The organism is Blautia hominis (assembly GCA_002270465.1).
Lineage (GTDB): Bacteria > Bacillota > Clostridia > Lachnospirales > Lachnospiraceae > Blautia > Blautia hominis.
Genome location: NQOF01000002.1, coordinates 181,425 through 205,590, shown reverse-complemented (window position 1 = coordinate 205,590; position 24,166 = coordinate 181,425). Strand labels below are relative to the sequence as shown.

Below are 24,166 nucleotides of genomic sequence, written 5' to 3'. Positions count from 1 at the left end.
CTTCCATGCAATCAGACCGGAGGGAGCTCCCCGGTCTGACTTAAAGTTTTATTTTTTTGTGATAAATCCTTTGGCTTTCAGTGTCTCTGCACAAAGGACAGCACCGCCGGCAGCGCCGCGCACGGTGTTGTGAGAAAGGCCGATGAACTTGTAATCATATACACTGTCCTCTCTCAGACGACCTACCGTTACACCCATTCCATTTTCATAATCAACATCCAGGGTAACCTGCGGACGGTTGTCTTCTTCCATATAGCGGATGAACTGTTTGGGAGCGCTTGGCAGGTCTAATTCCTGAGGAGCCCCTTTAAAGTTCACCATCTTTTCGATCAACTGCTCTTTGGTTGGGTTTTTTCTGAATTTTACAAATACGGCTGCTGTGTGTCCGTTCAGCACCGGCACACGCACACACTGGGTAGTGATAACAGGCTCTGCTGCCTTCTCGATCACGCCGTCTTTAATCTCACCCCAGAGACGGAGAGGTTCCTGCTCGCTTTTCTCTTCCTCACCACCGATGAAGGGGATCACATTTCCCTGCATTTCCGGCCAGTCCTTGAAGGTCTTGCCTGCTCCGGAGATTGCCTGATAAGTGGTTGCCACTACTTCGTATGGCTCAAATTCTCTCCATGCTGTGAGCACCGGTGCGTAGCTCTGAATGGAACAGTTGGGTTTTACGGCAATGAAGCCTTTTGTGGTCCCCAGACGTTTTTTCTGGAATTCAATGACATCAAAGTGCTCCGGATTGATCTCCGGCACTACCATAGGTACGTCCGGTGTCCAGCGGTGTGCGCTGTTGTTGGACACGACCGGTGTCTCTGTCTTTGCGTATGCTTCCTCGATGGCTTTGATCTCCTCTTTGCTCATATCAACAGCAGAGAATACAAAGTCAACGGTGGATGCCACTTTCTCCACCTCAGATACATTCATGACTTCCAGCTTTTTCACAGCTTCCGGCATGGGTGTATCCATTTTCCAGCGGCCGCCTACAGCCTCCTCATATGTCCTGCCTGCGCTTCTTGCACTGGCTGCCACAGTTACCACCTCAAACCAAGGATGATCTTCCAGCAGAGAGATAAATCTCTGTCCTACCATTCCTGTTGCGCCTAAGATACCCACTCTTAATTTCTCACTCATACGGCAATTCTCCTCGTCTATGTATTCTGTGCGGAGGGTTTGTTCTTCCCGTGCGCACATTTGTTTTTCCTAAACAATACTATAACAAATCCAGGAAAAAAGCAAGCATTTTTTAGTTTTCTTCCAGATATTTTTTGTGCAGTGCAAGAACCTGCTTCATGGCAGCCTCACCAGGAGCACCGATGGTATTTCTCTTCTCCACACAGTTCTTCATGCTGATCGCCTCATAGATATCCTCTTTGAACACCGGACTGATCTCCTGATACTCCGAAAGGCTCATCTCATCCAGGGAGATATTTTTCTCGATGCAGGCAAGCACCAGGCGGCCCACAATACCGTGGGCATCCCGAAACGGCACGCCATGGTTCACCAGGTAGTCTGCGGCGTCAGTGGCATTGGTAAAGCCGTTCTTTGCACTCTTTTCCATATTTTCCCTGCAGAAGGACATGGTGGCGATCATACCGTTAAATAAAGCGATGCAGCCTTTCACGGTATCAATGGCATCAAAGGTAAATTCCTTGTCTTCCTGCATATCTTTATTGTATGCCAGAGGAATGCCTTTCATGGTAGTCAAAATGGACATGAGCGCGCCATAGACACGGCCTGTCTTTCCTCTTACCAGCTCGGCAATATCCGGGTTTTTTTTCTGGGGCATGATACTGCTGCCTGTGCTGTACCCGTCATCAATCTCCACAAAACGGTATTCATTGGAGTTCCACAGGATGATCTCCTCACAGAAACGGCTCAGGTGCATCATAATGGTGGACAGGCCTGACAAAAGCTCGATCAGGTAGTCCCTGTCAGCTACAGAGTCCATGCTGTTCAAAGTCGGCCCGTCAAACCCCAGAGCCTCTGCTGTAAATTCCCTGTCAAGAGGATAGGTGGTCCCCGCCAGGGCGCCGCTTCCGAGAGGGCAGAGGTTCAGACGTTTTTTCGCGTCCGCCATACGGCTCCTGTCGCGCTTGAACATCTCAAAATACGCGCCGAAGTGATGTGCCAGTGTCACAGGCTGCGCTTTCTGCAGATGGGTGAAACCCGGCATGTAAGTATGTACATTCTCATCCATAACCTTATAAATGGACTCCAGCAGTTCTTTTAAGAGGATGTCGATCTCCCCGATCTCATCCCTCACATACATCTTCATATCAAGGGCCACCTGGTCGTTGCGGCTTCTGCCTGTGTGCAGTTTTTTGCCCACATCACCGCAGCGGCTGATCAGATTCGCCTCCACAAAACTGTGGATATCTTCATACTCAGGGGAAAAGGCAAGTGCTCCGCTTTCTATATCCGCAAGGATCCCTTTCAGGCCTTCCAGGATCGTCCCCTTCTCCTCCTCCGTGATTATGCCCTGCTTTGCAAGCATCGCGGCATGTGCCATACTCCCTGTAATGTCCTGTTTGTAGAGCTTATTGTCAAAACTTAACGACGCATTGAAATTATATACCAACTGGTCCGTCTCCTTGGTGAAACGTCCGCCCCATAACTGAGCCATCTTTATGTACCTCACTTTTTACAAATTGATTTATTTTTTGTTCCGGCTATCCCGGGATCCTGCGCCCCGCTGCAGCCGTAAGCCGCCTATCCGGCTTATGGGTAACAGTTTATCATTATCTTTGGTGCCGTGCAAGAAATTTTTCCATATCACTGCTGTCCCTTTTCCCTAACAGTTCAGACAGATCTGCGCATTTACTGCGCTGACCGTATGAAAAAGTAGTGCCGGCTTTATCCGGTCCATCGCGAAGCGATTTTCAATGGCTGGATGCGTAACCGTTCAGCTTGTCTGAACTGTTACCCTTTTCCGCTTCTCTCTTGTCACGTTCCCTTTTAGAGAATACACAGCCGCAGAAATCCTGCCGGTACAGGCCATATTCTGTGGAAAGCTCTGTCGAACGCTTATACCCGTTTTTCTTTTTAAAATCTGACGGCAGATGCCGGACATGATATTTCTCTTCCAGCCTTTCTCCTATCTCATTGATCTTTACCGCATTTTTCAGGGGGCTGATAGACAGGGTTGTGGTGAAATAATCATATCCTCCCTCTGCCGCAAGTCTTGCCGCCTCCTCCATGCGCATTTCATAGCAGGCAAAGCAGCGCCTGCCTCCCTCCGGGATATCTTCCATCCCTTCTGCCATGGCATAAAATTTCTCAGGGCAATACTCCCCCTTAAAAAACTTCGGCTTATGTACAAAGGGCATGGACTCTATGAGCCGCTCAAGCTCCTCCTCCCGCTTCTCATATTCCTTTTCGGGCGAAATATTGGGATTGTAGAAAAAATCGGTTATCTCAAAATACTGTGACAGATATTCCAGCACATAGCTGCTGCATGGAGCGCAGCAGCTGTGCAGGAACAAAGTGGGAACTCTTTCTTCCTTTTTTATCTGTTCCAGGATTTTTTCCAGTTCTCTCTGGTAGTTTCTTTTCCGGTCCATGTTATGATTCCCTTTTCAGCACTTCATTGCTGTTAGTCTCCCCTTTTTCAAATGCAGCTGCATTGTCCAGGGTAGTCTGGGAAATAGCCGCAAGGGCTTCCTGGGTAAAGAATCCCTGATGGGAGGTGATCATTACATTGGGGAAAGAGAGGAGCCTTGCCGTTGTGGAATGCTCCAGGATTTCATCTGAGCGGTCCTCAAATACGTTCTTTGTCTCCTCCTCGTACACATCCAGGCCTACACCGAAGAATTTGCGGGCACGGATCCCCTCGATCAGATCTTCTGTCTTCACAAGTCCGCCTCTCGAGGTGTTGACCAGTACCACTCCGTCCTTCATTTTTGCGATGGTCTCCCGGTTGATCAGGTGGTAGGTGCTGTCCATCAGCGGGCAGTGCAGGGAGATCAGGTCACTTCTTTTAAGCAGTTCATCCAAAGAGACATATTCGGCAAAATCCAGGTCCGGATTCTGGTATACATCATAGGCAATGACCTTCATACCGAAACCGCGGCAGATTTTCGCCATGGCCGCACCGATTTTTCCAGTTCCCACAATACCTGCTGTCTTCTGGTAAAAGTTAAATCCCATCAGGCCGCTTAAGCTGAAATCATTTTCCCGGACTTTTACATATGCCTTATGGATCCTGCGGTTCGCTGTAAGTGCCAGCGCCATGGCATGTTCCGCCACGGCTTCCGGAGAGTAGCCCGGCACGCGCATAACCCGGATGCCATACTCTCCCGCTTTCTCCAGATCCACATTGTTAAATCCCGCGCAGCGCATAAGGATCAACTTTACTCCCGCCTCATGGAGCGCTGTCACCGTCTCTGCCCCCACGTCGGAGCTTACAAAAGCACACACGGCGTCAAACCCTTTTGCCAGCGGCGCCGTCTTGGGTGCCAGGTCTGTTTTCAGATAGTCGATCTCTATTCCCGGATAATTTTCCAGTTGTTTATCAAAGGATGCCCTGTCGTAGTTCTTGGTGTCAAAAAATAAAATTCTCATGATTTTGCCTCCTGTTCTTGTCAGATCATGTTTCCGTTACCGGATAGGTTTCCCAATCCGTACTTATTTTATCAATAATCAAAGAAAAACACAAGTGCATCCCATTCCCATATGTCAACCCCCGGCTTTTTATCATATGATACTGTATGTTACGAATTCACAGCCCTTCAATAAATGCGGTGCCGTGGACCGTAACTGCTGATCACCATCCCCAAAAACAGACAGTCTCACACCTGCCTGCCAATAGAAATAAGAAAGGAATGACAACTTATGGATACACCTCTTTTAGAAGTAAAAGATGTCAGTTATGCCTATCATACAAAATCCGGTGAAACACCCGCTCTGTCCCATATATCTTTTTCTGTGGAAAAAGGAGAATTCCTGGCGATCGTAGGTCCCTCCGGCTGCGGAAAATCCACGCTTCTGGATATGCTCTGCGGTCTGCTCACCCCGGAAGAAGGCGAAATCCTTCTGAATAAAAAACCGCTCAGTGAATCGGTGACAAATATCGGTTACATGCTGCAAAAAGACCACCTCTTTGAATGGCGCACCATTTACAGCAATGTCCTGTTAGGGCTGGAAATACAGAAAAAGAACTCCCCAAATTCCAGAGATAAAGTCAATCATCTGCTGGCTGATTACGGCCTAGATAAATTCAAAGACTCCCGCCCGTCCCAGCTTTCCGGAGGTATGCGGCAGCGTGCCGCGTTGATCCGCACACTGGCTTTGGAGCCTGATCTGCTGCTCCTGGATGAACCGTTTTCTGCTCTGGATTATCAGACACGCCTCTCTGTGGGGGATGACATTGGGAAGATCATCAAGCGGGAGGAGAAAACCGCCATTCTGGTGACTCATGATATCTCGGAAGCCATAAGCATGGCAGACCGGGTGATCATCCTTGACAAACGTCCCGCCACCATTAAAAAGATCATCCCCATCGTACTCACCATCGATAACCGCACGCCTTTTACCTCCCGCAGCGCTCCGGAGTTCAAAAATTATTTTAATGAAATATGGAAGGAGCTAAACCACAATGGCTGAAATGACTACGATGTCCAGAGGACAGAGGAATTATCTGCGGAAATTAAGGCGTGATTCCCAGATTGTGCGGCTTATCCGCATCCTCATATTCCTGGCTTTTCTGGCGCTCTGGGAGGGCAGCGCAAGACTTGGCCTTATTGATTCTTTTATCTTCTCCAGCCCTTCCCAGGTGGTCACGGCCATGTACCACATGATACTGGACGGAACACTTGCCGTACACACGGGCGTCACACTCTGGGAGACCATTGCCAGTTTCGCCCTAGTCACTGTGTTTGGTATTGCCATTGCGGTGCTTCTGTGGTGTTTTCCGAAGCTTTCCTCCATTCTGGAGCCGTATCTGGTAGTTCTGAACAGTCTGCCCAAATCAGCCCTGGCACCGCTTTTGATCGTGTGGCTGGGCAGCAACATTAAGACCATCATCGTTGCCGGCCTGTCTGTAGCAATCTTTGGGGCGATCCTGAATCTGTACACTGGCTTCTGCGGCACGGACCCGGATAAACTGAAACTGATTTCCACACTGAGGGGCACGAAAAAGGATGCCCTTTTTAAAGTGGTCCTTCCATCCTCCGTACCGCTGATCCTCAGCATTATGAAAGTCAATATCGGCCTCTGCCTGATCGGCGTGGTGATCGGAGAGATGATCGGAAGCAAACGGGGACTTGGATATCTGATCATTTATTCCAGTCAGGTATTCAAACTGGATACCATGATCATGAGCATTGTTATTCTATGTATCATCGCTGCTGTTTTATACAGCCTGATCAACGTAGCGGAAAAAAAATACAGGAAACATTTCTGAAATACACATGGAAAAAATCCAGGCATACACGGCTCATCAATTGGCCGCTGCCTGGATTTTCTTCATTCTGCCTCCGGTTCCTCTGTGGCGCTTTTCCGACTCCGCTTTCTGTGCTTTACGCATTCGGTCAGCAGATATTCGATCTGGCCGTTGACGGAGCGGAAGTCATCCTCCGCCCACTGGGCCAGGTCATTGTAAAGAGATGCGGAGAGCCGCAGGGGAACCTGTTTTTTTTGCTTTTCCTTCGGTTTGTTTTCCATGAAGGCATCACTCCTGTTACTGTTCACAGTCACTGCCCTGCCTAATACAGGGAACCGCTGTTGACAATGGGCTGGGCATCTTTATTACCGCAGAGGACAACCAGCAGGTTGCTGACCATAGCTGCCTTGCGCTCTTCATCCAGATCCACGATATCTTTGTCGTTCAATTTCTGAAGGGCCATCTCCACCATGCTGACAGCACCTTCCACAATCTTCTGCCGTGCATCAATGATGGCTGCTGCCTGCTGTCTCTGCAGCATGGCTGATGCGATTTCCGGAGCGTAGGCCAGATGTGTGATGCGCATTTCCAAGATCTCAATCCCCGCATCTATCACTTTCTGCTGCAGCTCCTCCTGCATGATACTCGCTACTTCCTGGCTGCTGCCGCGAAGAGAGCGCTCATCTCCGCCTTCACTGGTGTCATATGGATACCTTCTGGCTGCGTTCCTTGTGATGGCATCACACTGGATAGACAGATAGTCTTTGTAATTCTCCACATTAAATACAGCCTTTGTAGCATTTTCCACTTTCCAAATGACAACCGTGCCAATCTCAATGGGATTTCCCAGTTCATCATTGACCTTTTGTTTTTTATTGTCCAGCGTCATGGTCTTCAGAGAGACTTTCTTGTTGGCTTTTGCCTCTGTATTCTTCTGTTCCGCTTCAATCCCCATCCCTTTGAGAACTGTGGAACTGGCGCTGCCCATTGCTCTTACGGTGGGGTTGATACCTGTCACAAAAGGATTCACCCAGTAAAATCCATTCTGGTTCAAGGTTCCGTAATATTTACCGAACAGTGCCAGAACCAGCGCCTCATTGGGATTGATGACCTTCAGGCCCGCAAAACCCACACAGGCCGCACAGAAGATCAGGATCGCCGCTGTTATCCCGATACCGGTAAGCGTGCCGCTGACATCAGAAAGAACCGCTCCTGAAAAAATCATCAGCGCAACACTTCCCACAAGCGCCAGGATCAAAAGAAACAACATACCCATACCTGACATGGGGTGCAGGACTTTTTCCTCCACATTCTTATCCCTTGGACTGATTCCGTCTTTTTCTTCCATGATCATTTCCTCCTCTTGAAAAGACTGCTTGCTGCAGTTATTAATTTGATATCTTTTTGATATCATCATAATACTATATTATTCCTATCTTGTCAATGAAAACCTCTCTCTGTGTAAAAAACAAGACCATCTGCCCCGTTTCCGGTTTTCGATGGTCTTGTTTCTTTTATACCTCTTCCAGTATATCAATCGTATTCAGTTTGTCACTGGCTTCCTCTTCCTTATGTCCCACCGTTCCGGCAACCATATAATAGCCGAACTTGGAATCATAGAAAAATTCTTTTACCAATGAAAATCCCTCAATCTTCCCTGTGCTCTCCACATGCATCAGGGGGCCTGTACAGGAAATGACGTCATCTCCGATCTTCACATGCTCCTCGTCATAATAGGTGATAGGCAAATCCCGGTCTATAAGCTCTTTCATCTTCTTCTCAATCTCCACCAGGTCAAAATTCTCCGGTTTTTCCGAGTAATCCAGCATAAACCCGTGGCGGATATCAGCCCGGACATAGCTTGGCCGCTCAATATCTCTCACTACATAGCCGAATAGATCCTCCGCACTGTGTGCCATTTTCCTGTAGATCAGGGATTTGAACACAATATCCGCAATATTCTGCGGCAGCGGGCCGAACAGGGACGGCCGCGTCACAATGACCTCCTCGCCGATCCCGATCATCAGATCCGCATTCCTTTTCAGGATTGGATACAGGATCTCAAAATGCTCCACGATCACTCTCTTGTGCTGAGAAGTCACCCTTATGATCGCCTCAGCGATGGTCTCCAGCTTCACATATTTTCTTGCTGCCCTGGCATCCACATGGAAGGTCCGTGGGGTATAGAATCCCACATCATCCGCATTCAAAAGGGGCATGTTGGTAATGTCGTATTCATCGTCCCCGTCCACAACCTGGATTCCCGGAAACATCCCCTGGATCATCATACTTTTTCCGGAGTCCTTGGCACCGATAATGCCGATGATACGGTCAAACGGGTTTAAATACATCTGGGAGATCTTTCTTCCCAGTTCCATCATCCTCCGGTTCCCTCTTGGTGCAAAGAAAAAATTATACAGATTGCACTCATGGCGTACATTGTTGTAAATCATAAAAACCTCTCCCTATAAATATGTTTTTTGTTCCCCAATGGCAACACGCCGCTGTTACTAACCCAACTATAGCACAAAACCGGGCAGTTGTATACGGTTTTGTCCCGTATACCTGCCCGGCTGTTACTATTCAGGTTACTGTACACAGGCCACTGTACCGGGAGGCGTTTTCATGCCGGAAGCATGAAAATCCCGAGGCAGCCAGCGCGATATGGGGCAGAATGCTCCATATCTGTGCATCGCGAAGCGTGTTACTGGACACGGAGTGTACAGTAACCTGTAATCTTTTACTGTTTTACTTTAAGAAACCATTGATGATCTGGGCTTCCGCCTCTTCCTCTGTAAGGCCCAAAGTCATGAGTTTAACGATCTGCTCTCCCGCAATCTTTCCGATGGCTGCCTCATGGATGAGCGCCGCGTCGGAGCTGTTGGCGGTTATCTCCGGAATGGAGCTGATCTTAGCGTTCCCCACAATAATGGCATCACATTCTGTATGGCCGCTGCACGCTGCATTTCCGTTGAGCACAGACTGGAAAAGCTGGCTGGAATCATCCTTCGCCACGGAACGTGATATAATATTGGCACCTGAATCCGCTCCGTCCATATCCACAATAAAACGGCTCTCCGCATCCTGGGTCCCGTGGGTCATAAGGCGCTCCATCACCTTCAGACTGGCGCCTTCCAGCAATTTTGCCCTGGTCATGCGCTTGGTGGAATCCACACCTTTGATCTGCACGGTGTCCATCTCCATGACACTGTTCTCCCCAACCTCAATGATGGTCTCAGGGTTCATAATGCGCTGGCCTTTGCCGTCCCCGCTGCCGTAATGCTTCTCCACATATTTTACTCTGGAATTCTTTCCGATGAAAAAGCTGTGGATCCCGTCGTGTTTGCTGGATGCGTCTCCCCCGTTGTGGATGCCGCAGCCTGCAATGATGGTCACATCACAGTTGTCCCCCACATAAAAGTCATTGTAGACCACTTCCTGAAGCCCTGCCTGGCTCATGACCACCGGAATGTGGACACTCTCCTTTTTTGTACCGTCCTTGATGCGGATGGTGATCCCGTCCCCTTCTTCCCGGGTGGTGATCTCTATATGTTCCGTACTGTTTCTGCCTTCACTCTTTCCGTTTGCCCGGATGTTGTAGGCTCCCACCGGGATTTCATGCAGCCCGGCAACTGCCTCTAATAACTGTTTCTGTATTGCGTCCATTATTTCACTCCCCCGTCCTTCCAGATTTTACAGCCGGAATAGTCATCCACGCCTTCCAGCAAAGCGGGAAGCACTTCATCCTTGCTTCCGCGGCTCACCAGTTTTCCGTCCGCGATCACCAGGATCTCATCCGCAATGTTCAGGATCCTCTCCTGGTGTGAAATGATCAAAATGGAGCCGTGGATCTCTCTGTGCATATTCTCAAACACATGGATCAGGTTCTGAAAGCTCCACAGGTCAATACCGGCCTCAGGTTCGTCAAATACGGACATCCTGGTGCCCCTTGCCATGACCGTGGCGATCTCAATCCTCTTCATCTCCCCGCCGGAAAGGCTTGCATTGACTTCCCTGTTAATATAGTCTTTTGCACACAATCCCACCTCTGAAAGGTACTGACAGGCTCCGGAGACCGTAATGTTTTCCCCTGACGCCAGGCGGATCAAGTCAAGCACCGTTACACCTTTAAAGCGCACCGGCTGCTGAAACGCATAGCTGATACCTTTTCTCGCTCTCTCCGTTATATTTAAATCCGTGATATCCTCACCGTCCAGATAGATCCTGCCCTCTGTGGGCTTCTCAATACCGGCAATGATCTTGGCCAGCGTTGATTTTCCGCCGCCGTTTGGCCCTGTAATGGCAATAAACTTGTTGTCTTCCAGAGTGAAACTTACGCGCTCCAGAATCCCTTTTTCTTTTGTCTCCTCTTCCACCTTGAAGGAGACATCCCTCAGCTCCAGCATTTTTCATTTCCTCCGATGTCATCTTCATCATTTTATGTTTATAAATCCCGGTTCCTATGTTATAATATCAACAATGGCCGAATGTTACAGGCGCCAACCGTGGATTTAATTCCTACAAAAACAGTACACTATATTACAAAATTTGTCAAAAGAAAAATGGAGATATTTTCAATGGACGCAAAAAATATGGATTTTACCCTGGAAGAACTGATGATCCTGGCTGAAAACGGTCAGAAGGATCTGCAGTATGCTGTGGGCTATTACTATGAAAACGGAATACACACCCTGGTGGATTTCGCCCAGGCAGCCCGGTGGTATGAAAAAGCCGCCGAGAAAGACCATGCGGACGCACTGCTGCATCTGGGATTTCTCTACGCCCAGGGAAAAGGCGTGGACAAAGATGACCGAAAAGCCTTTACTTATATCAAACGTGCCGCTGAGACCGGCAGTAAAAATGCCCAGTATAACCTTGCCAGATGTTATGAGGAGGGAATCGGAACAAAACAGGATTACGAAAAAGCCTTTGGATGGTACAAAAAAGCCGGGGAACAGGGTGATTACCGGGCCATGTGCTGCATGGGCGGATATTTTTTAAGCGGTCAGGCTGTGCCCGAGAGCACGCAGCGGGCATTCCAGCTTTTTGAAAAGGCAGCAAACGCCAATATCCCTGCCGCACAGTACAATCTCTCAATCCTCTACCGGTACGGGGAGGGTGTGGAAAAGGACGAGGCGAAGGCAGATCTGTGGCTGGCCAAAGCAGCACAAAACGGCTTTAAACTGGCAAAGGATGCCCTTAACGGCCAGCAAGAATAAAATTTTTGAATGCACATAAAGGAGAAAACAACCATGGAAGTAGATTACAGAACTTATCTGAGACATTACCCTGACAGAAACGGCCGCTTCGGCCCTTATGGCGGTGCTTACCTGACCGAAGAGCTGGTTCCGGCTTTTGAGGAGATCGCGGATGCGTACCAGACCATCTGCCATTCCTCCCAGTTCATCAGCGAGCTGCGCCGCATCCGCAAGGAATTCCAGGGAAGGCCCACGCCGGTCTATCACTGTGAGCGCCTTTCAAGGACCATCGGCAACTGCCAGATCTATCTGAAAAGAGAGGATCTGAACCACACCGGAGCCCACAAGCTGAACCACTGCATGGGCGAGGGACTGCTGGCCAAATTCATCGGCAAAAAACGTCTGATCGCAGAGACCGGAGCCGGACAGCACGGTGTAGCCATCGCTACGGCGGCGGCCTTCTTTGGATTAGAGTGTGAGGTGCACATGGGTGAGGTGGACATAGCTAAACAGGCTCCCAATGTTACCCGCATGAAAATCCTGGGCGCCAAAGTGGTTCCCGTCACACACGGAAATAAAACTCTGAAAGAAGCGGTTGACTCTGCCTTTGAATCTTATGCGAAAAATTATAAGGACTCCATCTACTGCATCGGTTCCGCAGTGGGCCCCCATCCCTTCCCTCTCATGGTCAGGGATTTCCAGTACATAGTGGGCGAGGAGGCAAAAGAACAGTTTAAGGAAATGACAGGCCTGCTTCCCGACGTGGTATGCGCCAGCGTGGGTGGCGGCAGCAACTCTATCGGCATGTTCGTTCCTTTCGTGGATGACCCTGTGGACATTGTAGGTGTGGAGCCTCTGGGCAGAGGCACAAAAATGGGCGACCATGCTGCCTCCATGCAGTATGGAGAAAAGGGTGTTATGCACGGATTTGAAAGTATCATGCTGAAGGACGACAAGGGCGAACCGGCTCCTGTATACTCCATTGCAAGCGGTCTTGACTATCCTTCTGTTGGACCGGAACACGCATTCCTCCGTGACCTGGGCAGAGTGCAGTACGATACCGTCAGCGATGAGGAAGCCATGGATGCTTTCTTCAAGCTGTCCCGCACAGAGGGTATTATCCCCGCAATCGAGAGCTCCCACGCAGTTGCGTACGCTATGCGCAAGGCCAAAGAAATGAAACAAGGCTCTATTCTTGTCAATTTAAGCGGACGCGGTGACAAGGATATTGACTATGTGGTAGAACATTACGGTTATGGGGAACAGTTCTTTGAATAAAGACTGACTGCGTTTCCGCTCAAAAGCAAAAATGCTTTTATCTGTAAAATACCGCCTGAACAGCCTTACTGAGAAGACTGTCCGGGCGGCATTTGCCACATATTGCGTATTTTCTATTTGACGTAAAATCCGATACACTTCATAGCTGAATCAAAGGTAACGGTGTACTGGGCTTTTCCATCCTCATATTTTACCAGAAGCACTGCCACCGCGTAGGGTTCCTCCGTATCCTTGTCCTGGCCTCCCGTCACACTTACCTTTTCAAAAGATTCAAACTCCCCCAGCTTATCAAAGACATAGTCCAGATTTTCCTGGAGCTGTTCAAGGGCGATCGCCTGCTGCATGACCGGGGCAAAAGTATCTTCGTATACACTCTCCAGTTCCCCGGAATTCACTTGGCTCACCATGGTTTCCGCAGCTTGTCTGACCTCATCCTCATCAAATTTGTCGGAAAGACTGCTTCCGCATCCTGCCGTGAGGACGCCCAGCATACAAACCACACAGAGCAGAAGACCCATTTTCCGGATTTTTTTCATTGTCACCCTCCCCTTTCCATTTCCTTTTGTTCATCCGGTATCATGATACTAACCTGAAACTCTTTGTCTGTCTGAGATATTTTCATGGTCCCCTCATATTTTAAAAGAGCACTCTTCACATTCTGCAGTCCCAAGTGCTGATGCCTCTGTACCGCTTTCTCTTTCTTTTTTCCTTTTGAGTTTACCATTTTGATCACAAGAAAAGAGTGGATGTTTTGTATTTGGAGGGAAAAGTATTTTGATCCCCCATCCCCTATGGCCTCCACTGCATTATCCAGAAGATTTGCGAAAATGGTGGTAATATCAATCTCCCGGATCCTGTCCAGGCACCTGTCACAGATATCCAGCTCCAGTCTTGTATCCCGCATGGATTCCTGTCCCAGCTTCTCATTTAAAATGATATTCAGCATCCTGTTGTCCGTATACCAGGTATGTCCCGTCTGATTCAGCAGATGAAATACATCCTCTGCATAGGTCTTTGCCTTTTCGGTCTCTCCGGTTTCATAGAGACGGGCAACCGCCTGCATATGGTTTTTGGCGTCATGTATGGCCTTTCTGGAACTCCGGTAACTCTCCTCCAGAGTTTTATAGTGCTGGTAAAGCAGCTCTGACTCCTGTTTGTAGAGCTTCTCATCCCTGAGTGCCCGGCTTCCCTTTCCTGTCTGTCTGAAAAGATATAACAGCATCAGATTAACGGAAAATATCAGGATAATATTCAGTATCACCAGACCGTACCCATACCTGAGCACAAAGAAATCCGCACTCATCCAGATGATGGATATCATAAATACAACAGAAAATGCGGGAAGCAGCAGAAAGAGAAAATATTGGGATTTATAGTAAAAAAATCCGTTGTCCTCCTCATCTTTCTTTTTTAACACTGTTATCATGAAAAAGGTCCAGAAAAACTCCGTAAACCATTTGATCAGGAGAAGGATCAAATGCATATTGTCAATCTTCTCAAAACCCACCCGTATGAGATTTACTGTAGTTATATTTGTAAAGATCCACTGTACTGTATAGACACTTGTGATCTGGCAGAGAAAATATCCGATACAATATACCAGACAATAAAAGTATGCCGGTCCATTTGGCTTAAACAGTAAGGTTTCCAAGAAAAATACAAGCAGTATCACAGAGAAAACAACAAACCCGTCACTCCGCGATAACTGCGTCAGTAAATAGAAAAGTGCAAACACCACGTAGGCTGCCGGATAAATCCATGCTTTCTTCAGACGGCGCTCCCCGATTCGATTCATAAACCAATAAAACAAAAATCCCAGTACAGACAGATCCGCTGCTGTCAGAATATCATTCATTATCCTGCTGCCACCTTCTTCCTAACTCATTTTATCTGCCAGATATAGACTGAGTTTTTCTTTGAACTGCACGGCCTGTTTTTGGGACAGAGGAATCCATTCACCATTCATCATGAGGATCTCATATCCCCTGATATTTTTCACATGGTACAGGTTCACCACAAAACTCTTATGAGGAACCGAAAATCCGTATTGAGCCATCTTACCGGCAATATCGGATATCTTTCCCCGCATTTCATGGATCACATCCTTTGTCTTTATAAAAATGCGCCGGTTCTGATACTCAAAATAATAGATCGCATCCACGGGAAGCCGTACAAGACCCTCTGCTGTGGTAAACTCCACCTGCTTTACCTCAGGCGCCTCCTCCTCCTGCCAGAGCATGGCATCTTCCACCTGCTTCCATACCTTCTCCTGCTTCACAGGTTTTAGAAGATATCCAAAGGCATGGACAGAAAAGGCTCTGCCTGCATACTCCTTATAAGAGGTCACATATACGATCTTCACTTTCCTGTCATGGGCGCGGATCCTCCTGGCCGTTTCAATCCCGTCTATGCCCTTCATGTCAATATCCAGAAAGATCATGTCATAGATACGTCCGGCGCCAAGCAGTTCCTCCCCGCTGCTGTATCCATCCACACAGAGTCCCTGCTTTGGATAAGTCTCTATCAGTCCTCTTAAAAAAGATACCGCAGTCTCATCATCATCACACACTGCTATACGCATCTTTCTCCTCCTGTTGTCTTTATCTGTTTTTTCATTATATCCCAATCCCTTGTCCCACTCAATCCATTCTGCACAGGGTATGGAAAAAGGTACATAAGATGTAACCGTTTGCAGACCCATCGGGAGCCGGTCGGATCATAGATCCGTCTCGATATCATCCAGCTCTTTTAAAATACTCATCTGCTCCTCTTCAAAGAGCAGTTTTTTATTATACCTGTAATAACTGTCACATCCGTTCTCACTGATAAACCGGATGCTGTAGGGATTTGTGTTCAGTTCCGTGATGAAGATAACCATCTCCTGGCTGTCCCCAAATGCCTGCTCCAGAAAATCAAAGGCATTTTGCAGCGCGCTGCCAATCTCCTCTATAAGGTTTTCCCGCTCTTCGGATTCCTGCCTGAAATGCCCGGCTGCCCCTGAAAATATTTCTTCCCAGGCCAAGCCTTCCCTCTCATATGCCTCCGTCTCCTTTTGACGGGCTTTTAAAAACTCCATGATCTTTACGGCCCCATGACGGGCGGGCGTTGTAAACTGGCCTGCATTTTCTTTCCTGTCATATTCCTCCTGCTCCCGCCCAAGGATGGCTGTCAGGGACCCGGACGGGGAATTGCCTTCTTCCATCTCTCGTTTCCAGTCCTTTAGCTTTTCATAGAGGACCGTAACATACAGATCTCTCTCGTAATATGCATAGAACCCGGTTCCCAGGCGGCCTACAAGCAGCCCCACCACACTGAATCTCTCATCAAAGGATGCCTGCCTCAGCTTATCCACTGCAAATTTTTCAAAACGGCCTGCCAGCACCTCCTCGATCTGATAGTCTGTCCTGTATTTCTCAAAAAGTTCCAGATAGTTGGCAAAATCCCTGGCTGCCTTCCCGTGTTGGATATACTGTCCCACCACTTCCCTGTCAGCCCGCTTTCCCAGCTTTTCATAGGCATAGAGGAACTGGGATAAATCCTCCCATCCTCTGGCTGTGGCGAACATACGCCCGTCCACACTGGTCTCCATGCGGTAAAAATTTTCTTTATGGATATCCAGGTAAGAGATCACGGCGGGATGGATGCCTGCACTGTAGGCATACTCCTTCCACACACCGAAGTCCTCCTCCACGTCGATCCTGCGGATTCTGTCAAGAGTCACCACATCAAACTCCCGGACCGATTTATTGTACTCCGGCGGATTTCCGGCTGCCACGATCATCCACCCCTTTGGCACAGACTGGTTTCCAAAGGTCTTACACTGCAAAAACTGCAGCATAGTGGGGGCAAGGGTCTCTGACACACAGTTGATCTCATCAATAAAGAGAATCCCTTCCCTGATCTTTGTCTCCTCCATCTTGTCATACACAGAGGCGATAATTTCGCTCATGGTGTATTCTGTCACAGAGTGGACCTTTCCGCCATAGTCCTTCTCTTTGATAAAAGGAAGCCCTACAGCGCTCTGCCTGGTGTGATGGGTAATGGTATAAGATACCAGATTGATCTCACATTCCCTGGCGATCTGCTCCATGATCTGTGTCTTTCCGATTCCCGGAGGGCCCATGAGCAGAATGGGGCGCTGCCGGATGGCGGGAATACAGTATTCCCCATATTCGTCCTTGATCAGATACGCCTCAATGGCGTCCTTAATTTCCTGTTTCGCTCGTTTAATGTTCATCCCTGATTCCCTCTTTGTATGCCTCCATTTCCTCCTGGTCCAGATAGATCTTAATGGCCCAGGGGGGCACGTCTACTTCCTCAAATTCTTTCTGCATCAGCACAAAAGCTGTCTCATACCGGGGCATTTTCCGGGGATAGATCCCTTTGCCGTCGGTGAAATACAAAAGCCCTTTCAGGCTTGTGAACTCTCTCTTTGCCAGAAGCTCCTCCACATAGGTGAATACCGGCCTGAAATCCGTTCCCCCCTGGCCTAAAAGTTCCAGATGTTCCATATAGGCCTCCAGTTCCTCCCCGGAGGTGATCTTGTCATCACACCTCACAATCTCGTCGCACTGGATCAAGTGGATATTGATCTTCCTGAAAAAACTCTCCGTCTCCCTCAGAATGGAATACGTCTCTTTCAGAAAGGCCTTCACCAGCTCACCGGAACAAGACATGGAGGTGTCAATGGCAATGACAAATTCCTCCACCTTTTTTACCTCCCGGCTCTCCTGCGGCTCAATGAGAGGCATATTGCCGTACAGGGAAAGCCCATAACTGTAGAACCCGTAATCAAAAGAATCCGGGTCGATCTGCTGTTCTTCTTTCAGCACGGCAAATTTCTGCAGGAATCTGCGGTAATCATAGGAATCCCTGTTCTCCACCTTGATCTGCTCCAAAAGCCCCTCCGAGGCTCCCGTGGCGCTGTCCTGTCCAAAACTCTGCAGTTCTGTCTCCATCTTATTGCGGATGTCATCCCAGTTTTCTTTTGGCCTCTGGTTTGGCGTCTTTCTTTTCCCGCCGGACCAAAAGCTGTGGTCGTCCACATAAAATTCTCCTCTGAGTTGCTGAAGCCGCTCAAGGTCCGGACTCTCCTCCAAAAGAGCGGTAAAAACGCCTTCCGCGTTAAGAACCCTGCGCTTCCGTCCAAGTACCGCGTAAGTCTCCCTCCGCAAAACAGACGCGGGGCGGCGCACACAGTGCAGGGGGATACTATCGATCATTGCCTCACTGGCAATATCACAGGAGACCTCCCACAAAAGATCCGCCAGATCTTCCCCCAGCAGTCCGCAAGCCCTTTTTTTCCTTCGCCGCACATCCTTCCACGGATGGGCAAATATACAGTGAAACACCATATGCAGATACGCCCGGTTGACTTCCCCGCGTCCCCGCCGGTACAGGCCGCCCAAATACGCCGGATCATAGTATAAGTAAACCCCGTCTGTTCCCAGGGTCTCCATCTCCGGATCCTGCACATAAGAAAACGCGGCAAGGGCCACATCCAGAAAACGCATGTGCAGATAAAGCTCGCTTTTGGAGGCTGCCAGAATTCTGACGCACACTTCGTTGATTCGTTTTTCCATTTCCTGTGCCATATCTCTACTCCATCTGTAACGGTTGGGTGCCTTCACCGTTACGTGTTAAAATTCAAAGGACTTTACGATCCTGCCAAACCGCTTTCTCTTCTCATCCATCAAAAGACTCACGGCCTCTGTCTGTCCGATCCGGGAAGCCCGGTACAAAAGCCGCTCCATCTCGTCAGATCTCTGCAATACTTCTTCTGCCAGATAAGACAGGGCGCTGTGCCAGTCCTGTTGTTTCAGGAAATAATCTCCCGTCTCCTCCAGATGCTCTCTTACATACGCGGCATACGCTAATTTTGCCTTATCCTCCAGTTCATAGGGATACCTGAGACGCCCCATGGCCATAGGGATCAGGATCTCAGATTTTTCATATACCTTTGCCACCTCAAACAAACTGTCATAGCGGTGATAATCCACACGTTTTTCTGTAAAACACTGGCGGTAGCGGTATCCGGAACCATGAAAATGTGTCTCCAGGATCCTGGCCGGTGTGTTCTCCACACCCTCCTCATAATACTCCGGGAATACCAGTCTGGCGCTGTCCTTTGTCCCCCTGAACGTGATCACCACAAACACCTCGTGAAAGGTTTCCGCTACCACATCCGTTATACAGCTTTTGGCTCCTTTCTCCATGAGGACCTGCAGCTCCCTCAGCGCAGAACAACCGGTAAAGGAACCGCCGCCGATACGCTTCAGGGAATCCGTGAACGAGAGACGCCTTAAATTTCCACAGCCATAAAAGGTGTAGTTCCCAATTTCCTCCACACCGTCCGCAATCTCCATCTCCTCTGCACCCAGCAGAAGTTCCTGCTCTTCTTTTGTCCTTCCCTCTTTCCAGGGGGAATAATAGTAAGCAGGCAAAAAGGATGCTTCCGCATCCCTTTTGCCCTTATTCATCTCATATTTATCATTCATATCACTGTGCTACCAGCTCTTCACACTCCCGGGCCACGGAAGCTTCACAGGAACGCATAGCCAATATGGTCTTGTCAAATAACTCTGTCAGTTCCCAGCCCAGCATCTCGGCACCGGTCTTGATCACGTCTCTGGAACAGCCGGCTGCAAACCTCTTGTCCTTGAATTTTTTCTTAACGCTGGACACTTCCATGTCCATGACACTTTTGGAGGGACGCATTTTTGCTGCTGCCCAGATCAGACCTGTAAGCTCATCAGACGCAAACATGATCTTTTCCATAAGATGCTCCGGCTTCACCTCAGAACAAAGTCCGTATCCATGGCTTACCACTGCGTGGATAAGCTCGTCCTCCGCATTGATCTTGGCCAAAAGCTCCGGCGCTTTCTTGCAGTGTTCCTCCGGGAACTGCTCAAAATCCACATCGTGCAGCAAGCCTGCCAAAGCCCAGAAATCAGCCTCATCCCCAAATCCCATCTCCCCTGCATACCAGCGCATAACGCCTTCCACAGTCAGAGCATGGAGGATATGGAATTCCTCTTTATTGTATTTTTTCAGAAGTTCTAATGCTTTCTCTCTTGTCACTTTTGTCTGCATTGTATGTACCTCCTTTTTCCTTAGTCACATGCAGCTTTGAATTCTGTCCAGTTTTTCTCATAAGCCTCATTGGCTTCCCCGCTCACGTTCTGCACAATTTCGCCTTTTGTCACGGAATCCGGAACGACCAGGTTGGGATTCACCAAATCATCGGCTGCCTGGGTGGTACAGTAATATCCCAGTGCATTAAAGCATTTAGCGGCAACTTCCGGTTCCAGAATGTAATCCAGGAATTTGTACGCATTCAGCTCATCCGGCGCATTTTTTGGAACAAACAGATTCATGATGCCAAATCCCAGGCCTTCTTCCGGGTAAACCACCTTCAAATCCGGGTTCTCTGCCAGAGCTGCCGTCACCTGGGAGGTGTAGAGATATGCAACGGCTGCCTCACCGTTTAACAGGGCGTTCTGAGTATCACTGTCCTGGATCATTCGGATATTGGGAGCCAGCTCTTTTAATTTTTCCCCGGCCTGTTCAATGACCTGTACGTCTTCCTCATTCATGGATTTTCCCATGGTCTGAAGTACAAATCCATTGACAGCGCGATAGCTGCCGATCATGGCGATCTTATCTTCCAGTTTGGGATTCCACAAATCCTCATATCCCTTGATCTCAAAGTCTATCTGTTCCGGATCGTATACGATCAGAGGAATACCAGCTCCGTGAGGAATGGTATATTCATTGTCCGGGTCATAGAACTGACTCTGGTACAGGGGATTGATATTCTTTAAATTACCGATTTGTGATGTGTCCAGCTTTTTAGCCAGACCGTTTTTCACGATCTGCTCAATAATGTAGTCATCACCCACAACAATGTCATAGTCTTTTCCGTCTGTCTGCTGGATCTTTTCCAGCATGGTCTCATTTGTATCAAAGTTGGAACTTATGATCTTGATCCCGGTCTCTTCCTCGAAACCATCCAGGACCTCCTGGGGGAAAAGGCCCTCCCAGGTGTAGAGGACCAGTTCCTTGTTGTCATCTTCCTCTTTCTCACCGCATCCGGCAAGCATGGAAGCTGCCATTGCAAAACACAGTGTAAGGGCTGCCAATCTTCTCTTCATATTATTACCTCATCTTTCTGAAAGTTCTCCCCGTCTGCGTTCCTGCCTCTTCTGCAACAAAGCAGAAATGCCCAGGACCAGTACGATGGCCGCTAAAATTATGGTGCAAAGCGCATTGATCTCCGGCGTCACCCCTGTCTTTAACTGGGTGTAAACTTTCACCGGGAGGGTGTTGAGCCTTGGACCGTTTACAAAAATACTGATGACCACATCATCAAAGGACATGGCAAATGCAAGCAGGCTTCCCGACAGGACTGCCGGCATGATCAGCGGCAGTGTTATGTCAAAAAAGGTCCGGATCTGAGATGCCCCCAGATCCCGGGCGGCCTCCTCCAAAGACCTGTCAATTCCCACAAGCCTTGCCTTCACCATCATAAATATATAAGGAATACAAAATGTAGTATGCGCAATTACCAGGGTTGTCATACCAAAAGGCAGGTTTAATAAGGAGAAAAAGGCAAGAAATACCATGCCCAGAATGATTTCCGGAATCATAATGGGAACCGTGGACAGATACTCCATCATGCCTTTTGTCTTATAATCCGCCCGCGCCATCCCCACAGCGCCCAGGGTTCCGATGACCGCGGAGATTGCGCAGCTTATGACACCCAGAAGTATGCTGTTGAAAAGCGCCTCTTTGATATCCCTGTCGTGCCAGAGCGTTTCATACCATTTCAAAGAAAATCCTGTAAAGCTGGCTGTCAGCTTGGACTCATTAAAGGAAAATATCACCACCATCACAATGGGGAGATACATGATGAGCAGCAGGACCGCCAGATAAATGCCTGACAGCTTATGTTTTTTTCTCAAAAGAATCCCTCCAAATCTTTTACATGGGTTATTTTCCGGTACAGGTAGATCATGATGGAAGTAAGTGCCATAAGCACCACTGCCAGGGCCGCTGCAAAGGGCCAATTGCTGCCTCTTGTGAGCTGGTCCTGAATGACGCTTCCCACCAGAACGATTTTATTTCCTCCCAGAATATCTGCAATAAAAAACAGTCCCATGGACGGCACAAAGGACAGGATCACACCTGTCAGGAGTCCCGGCAGCGTCAGCTTCAGCGTAACCGTCATAAATGCCTTCGCACGGCTGGCGCCCAGATCCCTTGCGGCTTCCACCAAGGACCAGTCCATTTTTTCCACGCTGGAATACACGGACAGGACCATAAAGGGCAGCAGGGCATAAATCATACCAATGACCACTGCGGGGTAGGAATATAGGATCTTCAGAGGCTCCTGGATAATGCCCAGCTTCATTAACAGCGTGTTAAAGACACCTTTCGCCTGGAGCAGGATGATCCATCCGTACATACGGATCAGGGAACTGGTCCAGAAAGGCACCATGATCAGCAGCATGATCCTCTTCTTCCATTTTGCGGACTGCTTTGCCATAAAGTATCCGAAGGGATATCCCAGAAACGTAATACAGATGGTACTGGTAAACGCAAGCTGGAAAGACTGGGTAAAACTCTTTAGGTAAACAGGGTCTGCTATCTTTTTATAATTTTCCAGGGTGAATTTCCACACGGTTCCCCACCCGTCGCTGTTTGTGGCAAAGCTCAGTGCTATCATATAGAGCAGGGGGCCTGCCACAAAGACCAGGGTGAAGATATAGAGGGGCGCAACCGTCAGAAACAGTCCTGATTTTTTCTTTTTTTCCATCCTCATGCCCCCTGTGCCGCTTCATCCATATCCACAAAGACAGCGTGTTCCGGTTCCCATCCCACACAGACTTTCTGGTCCACGGTCAAATCCGTATCTATACCGTAATGGCTGGCAACCACTTCCTTGCCGTCCTCCAGTTTAAAGACCATGTGAAGCTGTCCGGCATTAAAGGATTTATCTGTGATCACTGCCGGAAGGCCCTTTTTGCACTGACGGCAGACTTTGATATTTTCCCTTCTCACCGCCACCACTGCCCGGCCGCCTTCTTTCAGGCCGTCCACCGTTTTGGCTGTAATGAGGCGGCTGTTCACACGGATATCTGTCAGCTCCCCATCTATACGCTCCACAACACCGGAGATAATATTGGCGTTGCCCACAAAATCTGCCACATAACTGGTCTTTGGGCGGTTGTAGATCTCATCCGGGGTTCCGATCTGCTCAAACTGCCCGTCCCGCATGACCACAATACGGTCTGACATATTGATTGCCTCCTCCTGGTCATGGGTTATGTACAGGAAGGTGATGCCCAGCTTTTTCTGCAGCCGTTTCAGTTCTGTCTGCATGGCTCTTCGCAGTTTTAAGTCCAGGGCGCCCAAAGGCTCGTCCAAAAGCAAAAGCTTAGGACTGTTGATCAGAGAGCGGGCAATAGCAACTCTCTGTTTCTGCCCCCCTGACAGTTCTGAGGGCATACGTTTTTCATAACCGGAGAGCTGGACCAGGTCCAGCATTTTTCTCACTTTTTCTTTGATCTCATTCTTGGGAACCTTGCGGATTTTCAGGCCATAGCCAATGTTTGCCTCCACATTCATATGGGGAAACAGGGCATAATTCTGGAACACGGTATTTACATCTCTCTGATGAGGTTCCAGTAGGGTCACATCTCTGCCTTCCAGAATCACCTGACCTTTATCCGGCATCTCCAGCCCGGCGATGATACGCAGGGTTGTGGTTTTTCCGCAGCCGGATGCGCCTAAAAATGTGATAAATTCCCCTCTTTCAATGGAGAGGTCAATGTCCCGGAGCACATCTGTGGTACCGAAACTCTTACTGATTCCTTTTAATTCCAATAACTTATCTTTTCCCGCACCTGTCCGGTCCAAATCTGCGGGATTTTCCTGCGGGTGTCGTATATCGTTCATGTAGTGTCCTTCTTTATCTTAATAAACTATCTCTGGTATATAATGGCACAAATGTTCGGAGTTGTCAATTACCGACACGTAATTCAGAGAGAATTCATCCATTTTACGAACAGATTTTCCTTTGACCACTGACCTAAAATAATGCCCTGTGCAAAATATAGGACAAAATTTGTAAAAAATAGTTGAAATTTTCTCAAAATCGTGTATAATATCATTTGTGTGTGAAACACAAGCTGGAATAGCTCAGTCGGTAGAGCACTTCACTCGTAATGAAGGGGTCGTGAGTTCGAGTCTCATTTCCAGCTTTCAGGAATCCTGTATTTATGCAGGGTTCTTTTTTTTGCCGTCA

Annotated in this window: 24 protein-coding genes and 1 tRNA gene; 5 read left to right on the top strand and 20 right to left on the bottom strand. The window is 48.6% G+C overall.

Annotation, left to right across the window (positions count from 1 at the left end; all coding sequences use genetic code 11):
• Positions 1-48: 48 nt before the first annotated feature.
• The 4 genes from asd to CI595_RS06965 form a co-directional block, all read right to left on the bottom strand.
• The gene (gene asd / locus CI595_RS06980; RefSeq protein WP_095172571.1) at positions 49-1,134 is read right to left on the bottom strand and encodes an aspartate-semialdehyde dehydrogenase; all 1,086 of its coding nucleotides are present in this window, start codon (positions 1,132-1,134) and stop codon (positions 49-51) included.
• A 112-nt stretch (positions 1,135-1,246) separates the two neighbouring features.
• Positions 1,247-2,626, bottom strand: coding sequence for an argininosuccinate lyase (gene argH, locus CI595_RS06975; protein WP_095172570.1), 1,380 nt, complete (start codon positions 2,624-2,626; stop codon positions 1,247-1,249).
• Between the two features lie 256 nt (positions 2,627-2,882).
• Entirely contained in the window at positions 2,883-3,563 is a 681-nt protein-coding gene (locus tag CI595_RS06970; protein ID WP_095172569.1) for an epoxyqueuosine reductase QueH, read from the bottom strand.
• A 1-nt stretch (position 3,564) separates the two neighbouring features.
• Positions 3,565-4,563 (bottom strand): 2-hydroxyacid dehydrogenase, encoded by a 999-nt coding sequence (locus tag CI595_RS06965; RefSeq protein WP_095172568.1) that lies wholly within the window; start codon positions 4,561-4,563, stop codon positions 3,565-3,567.
• A 270-nt stretch (positions 4,564-4,833) separates the two neighbouring features.
• Between CI595_RS06965 and CI595_RS06960 the strand changes: the two genes are divergently transcribed.
• Positions 4,834-5,604 (top strand): ABC transporter ATP-binding protein, encoded by a 771-nt coding sequence (locus tag CI595_RS06960; protein ID WP_095172567.1) that lies wholly within the window; start codon positions 4,834-4,836, stop codon positions 5,602-5,604.
• A 1-nt stretch (position 5,605) separates the two neighbouring features.
• On the top strand, positions 5,606-6,403 hold the full coding sequence (locus tag CI595_RS06955) for an ABC transporter permease (RefSeq protein ID WP_369861315.1): 798 nt from the start codon (positions 5,606-5,608) through the stop codon (positions 6,401-6,403).
• A gap of 62 nt (positions 6,404-6,465) precedes the next feature.
• On the opposite strand, the gene CI595_RS06950 is transcribed toward CI595_RS06955, so the two are convergent.
• The 5 genes from CI595_RS06950 to CI595_RS06930 form a co-directional block, all read right to left on the bottom strand.
• Positions 6,466-6,663 carry a type II toxin-antitoxin system antitoxin gene (locus CI595_RS06950; protein ID WP_095172565.1) on the bottom strand — a complete coding sequence of 66 codons (198 nt, stop codon included), beginning with the start codon at positions 6,661-6,663 and terminating at the stop codon, positions 6,466-6,468.
• 41 nt (positions 6,664-6,704) lie between these two features.
• Complete coding sequence (locus CI595_RS06945) at positions 6,705-7,691, bottom strand: SPFH domain-containing protein (protein WP_416385727.1); 987 nt, start codon at positions 7,689-7,691, stop codon at positions 6,705-6,707.
• A gap of 205 nt (positions 7,692-7,896) precedes the next feature.
• A complete protein-coding gene (locus CI595_RS06940; RefSeq protein WP_095172563.1) occupies positions 7,897-8,835 on the bottom strand; it encodes a lantibiotic ABC transporter in 939 nt (312 codons plus the stop codon).
• Between the two features lie 295 nt (positions 8,836-9,130).
• Positions 9,131-10,048, bottom strand: a complete 918-nt coding sequence (locus tag CI595_RS06935; protein WP_095172562.1) for a SufB/SufD family protein — start codon at positions 10,046-10,048, stop codon at positions 9,131-9,133.
• Entirely contained in the window at positions 10,048-10,788 is a 741-nt protein-coding gene (locus CI595_RS06930) for an ABC transporter ATP-binding protein (protein WP_095172561.1), read from the bottom strand. Before CI595_RS06930 ends, CI595_RS06935 begins: the two co-directional genes overlap by 1 nt.
• 171 nt (positions 10,789-10,959) lie before the next feature.
• On the opposite strand from CI595_RS06930, the gene CI595_RS06925 reads away from it, so the two are divergent.
• Together CI595_RS06925 and trpB are read left to right on the top strand one after the other, a co-directional pair.
• Complete coding sequence (locus CI595_RS06925; protein ID WP_095173233.1) at positions 10,960-11,601, top strand: tetratricopeptide repeat protein; 642 nt, start codon at positions 10,960-10,962, stop codon at positions 11,599-11,601.
• A gap of 33 nt (positions 11,602-11,634) precedes the next feature.
• A complete protein-coding gene (gene trpB, locus CI595_RS06920) occupies positions 11,635-12,858 on the top strand; it encodes a tryptophan synthase subunit beta (RefSeq protein WP_095172560.1) in 1,224 nt (407 codons plus the stop codon).
• 113 nt (positions 12,859-12,971) lie between these two features.
• Here trpB and CI595_RS06915 read toward each other — a convergent pair whose 3' ends face one another.
• From CI595_RS06915 to CI595_RS06865, 11 genes are all read right to left on the bottom strand, one after another.
• Complete coding sequence (locus CI595_RS06915; protein ID WP_095172559.1) at positions 12,972-13,394, bottom strand: DUF3887 domain-containing protein; 423 nt, start codon at positions 13,392-13,394, stop codon at positions 12,972-12,974.
• A 2-nt stretch (positions 13,395-13,396) separates the two neighbouring features.
• On the bottom strand, positions 13,397-14,713 hold the full coding sequence (locus CI595_RS06910; protein ID WP_095172558.1) for a sensor histidine kinase: 1,317 nt from the start codon (positions 14,711-14,713) through the stop codon (positions 13,397-13,399).
• A gap of 21 nt (positions 14,714-14,734) precedes the next feature.
• Positions 14,735-15,439: a LytR/AlgR family response regulator transcription factor gene (locus CI595_RS06905; protein WP_095172557.1), complete on the bottom strand. Its 705-nt coding sequence runs from the start codon at positions 15,437-15,439 to the stop codon at positions 14,735-14,737.
• Positions 15,440-15,574: 135 nt separating this feature from the next.
• The gene (locus tag CI595_RS06900; RefSeq protein ID WP_095172556.1) at positions 15,575-17,095 is read right to left on the bottom strand and encodes an ATP-binding protein; all 1,521 of its coding nucleotides are present in this window, start codon (positions 17,093-17,095) and stop codon (positions 15,575-15,577) included.
• Positions 17,085-18,452, bottom strand: coding sequence for a vWA domain-containing protein (locus tag CI595_RS06895; RefSeq protein ID WP_095172555.1), 1,368 nt, complete (start codon positions 18,450-18,452; stop codon positions 17,085-17,087). The genes CI595_RS06900 and CI595_RS06895 overlap by 11 nt, the downstream gene beginning before the upstream one ends.
• A gap of 45 nt (positions 18,453-18,497) precedes the next feature.
• A complete protein-coding gene (locus tag CI595_RS06890) occupies positions 18,498-19,355 on the bottom strand; it encodes a leucine-rich repeat protein (protein WP_187144004.1) in 858 nt (285 codons plus the stop codon).
• A gap of 1 nt (position 19,356) precedes the next feature.
• Positions 19,357-19,950 (bottom strand): hydrolase, encoded by a 594-nt coding sequence (locus CI595_RS06885; protein WP_187144003.1) that lies wholly within the window; start codon positions 19,948-19,950, stop codon positions 19,357-19,359.
• Between the two features lie 20 nt (positions 19,951-19,970).
• Entirely contained in the window at positions 19,971-21,011 is a 1,041-nt protein-coding gene (locus CI595_RS06880; protein ID WP_095172554.1) for an ABC transporter substrate-binding protein, read from the bottom strand.
• A 9-nt stretch (positions 21,012-21,020) separates the two neighbouring features.
• Positions 21,021-21,821, bottom strand: coding sequence for an ABC transporter permease (locus CI595_RS06875; RefSeq protein WP_095172553.1), 801 nt, complete (start codon positions 21,819-21,821; stop codon positions 21,021-21,023).
• Complete coding sequence (locus CI595_RS06870) at positions 21,818-22,675, bottom strand: ABC transporter permease (protein WP_095172552.1); 858 nt, start codon at positions 22,673-22,675, stop codon at positions 21,818-21,820. Before CI595_RS06870 ends, CI595_RS06875 begins: the two co-directional genes overlap by 4 nt.
• 2 nt (positions 22,676-22,677) lie before the next feature.
• Positions 22,678-23,817 carry an ABC transporter ATP-binding protein gene (locus tag CI595_RS06865; protein ID WP_242987145.1) on the bottom strand — a complete coding sequence of 380 codons (1,140 nt, stop codon included), beginning with the start codon at positions 23,815-23,817 and terminating at the stop codon, positions 22,678-22,680.
• 232 nt (positions 23,818-24,049) lie between these two features.
• Between CI595_RS06865 and CI595_RS06860 the strand changes: the two genes are divergently transcribed.
• A tRNA-Thr gene (locus tag CI595_RS06860) sits at positions 24,050-24,122 on the top strand.
• The last annotated feature ends 44 nt before the right edge of the window (positions 24,123-24,166 follow it).

What these genes read in the sequence shown, in the direction of transcription:
- asd (WP_095172571.1), bottom strand. Translation starts at nt 1,134, where the DNA reads ATGAGTGAGAAATTAAGAGTGGGTATCTTAGGCGCAACAGGAATGGTA.
- argH (WP_095172570.1), bottom strand. Translation starts at nt 2,626, where the DNA reads ATGGCTCAGTTATGGGGCGGACGTTTCACCAAGGAGACGGACCAGTTG.
- CI595_RS06970 (WP_095172569.1), bottom strand. Translation starts at nt 3,563, where the DNA reads ATGGACCGGAAAAGAAACTACCAGAGAGAACTGGAAAAAATCCTGGAA.
- CI595_RS06965 (WP_095172568.1), bottom strand. Translation starts at nt 4,563, where the DNA reads ATGAGAATTTTATTTTTTGACACCAAGAACTACGACAGGGCATCCTTT.
- CI595_RS06960 (WP_095172567.1), top strand. Translation starts at nt 4,834, where the DNA reads ATGGATACACCTCTTTTAGAAGTAAAAGATGTCAGTTATGCCTATCAT.
- CI595_RS06955 (WP_369861315.1), top strand. Translation starts at nt 5,606, where the DNA reads ATGACTACGATGTCCAGAGGACAGAGGAATTATCTGCGGAAATTAAGG.
- CI595_RS06950 (WP_095172565.1), bottom strand. Translation starts at nt 6,663, where the DNA reads ATGGAAAACAAACCGAAGGAAAAGCAAAAAAAACAGGTTCCCCTGCGG.
- CI595_RS06940 (WP_095172563.1), bottom strand. Translation starts at nt 8,835, where the DNA reads ATGATTTACAACAATGTACGCCATGAGTGCAATCTGTATAATTTTTTC.
- CI595_RS06935 (WP_095172562.1), bottom strand. Translation starts at nt 10,048, where the DNA reads ATGGACGCAATACAGAAACAGTTATTAGAGGCAGTTGCCGGGCTGCAT.
- CI595_RS06930 (WP_095172561.1), bottom strand. Translation starts at nt 10,788, where the DNA reads ATGCTGGAGCTGAGGGATGTCTCCTTCAAGGTGGAAGAGGAGACAAAA.
- CI595_RS06925 (WP_095173233.1), top strand. Translation starts at nt 10,960, where the DNA reads ATGGACGCAAAAAATATGGATTTTACCCTGGAAGAACTGATGATCCTG.
- trpB (WP_095172560.1), top strand. Translation starts at nt 11,635, where the DNA reads ATGGAAGTAGATTACAGAACTTATCTGAGACATTACCCTGACAGAAAC.
- CI595_RS06915 (WP_095172559.1), bottom strand. Translation starts at nt 13,394, where the DNA reads ATGAAAAAAATCCGGAAAATGGGTCTTCTGCTCTGTGTGGTTTGTATG.
- CI595_RS06910 (WP_095172558.1), bottom strand. Translation starts at nt 14,713, where the DNA reads ATGAATGATATTCTGACAGCAGCGGATCTGTCTGTACTGGGATTTTTG.
- CI595_RS06905 (WP_095172557.1), bottom strand. Translation starts at nt 15,439, where the DNA reads ATGCGTATAGCAGTGTGTGATGATGATGAGACTGCGGTATCTTTTTTA.
- CI595_RS06900 (WP_095172556.1), bottom strand. Translation starts at nt 17,095, where the DNA reads ATGAACATTAAACGAGCGAAACAGGAAATTAAGGACGCCATTGAGGCG.
- CI595_RS06895 (WP_095172555.1), bottom strand. Translation starts at nt 18,452, where the DNA reads ATGGCACAGGAAATGGAAAAACGAATCAACGAAGTGTGCGTCAGAATT.
- CI595_RS06890 (WP_187144004.1), bottom strand. Translation starts at nt 19,355, where the DNA reads ATGAATGATAAATATGAGATGAATAAGGGCAAAAGGGATGCGGAAGCA.
- CI595_RS06885 (WP_187144003.1), bottom strand. Translation starts at nt 19,950, where the DNA reads ATGCAGACAAAAGTGACAAGAGAGAAAGCATTAGAACTTCTGAAAAAA.
- CI595_RS06880 (WP_095172554.1), bottom strand. Translation starts at nt 21,011, where the DNA reads ATGAAGAGAAGATTGGCAGCCCTTACACTGTGTTTTGCAATGGCAGCT.
- CI595_RS06870 (WP_095172552.1), bottom strand. Translation starts at nt 22,675, where the DNA reads ATGGAAAAAAAGAAAAAATCAGGACTGTTTCTGACGGTTGCGCCCCTC.
- CI595_RS06865 (WP_242987145.1), bottom strand. Translation starts at nt 23,817, where the DNA reads ATGAACGATATACGACACCCGCAGGAAAATCCCGCAGATTTGGACCGG.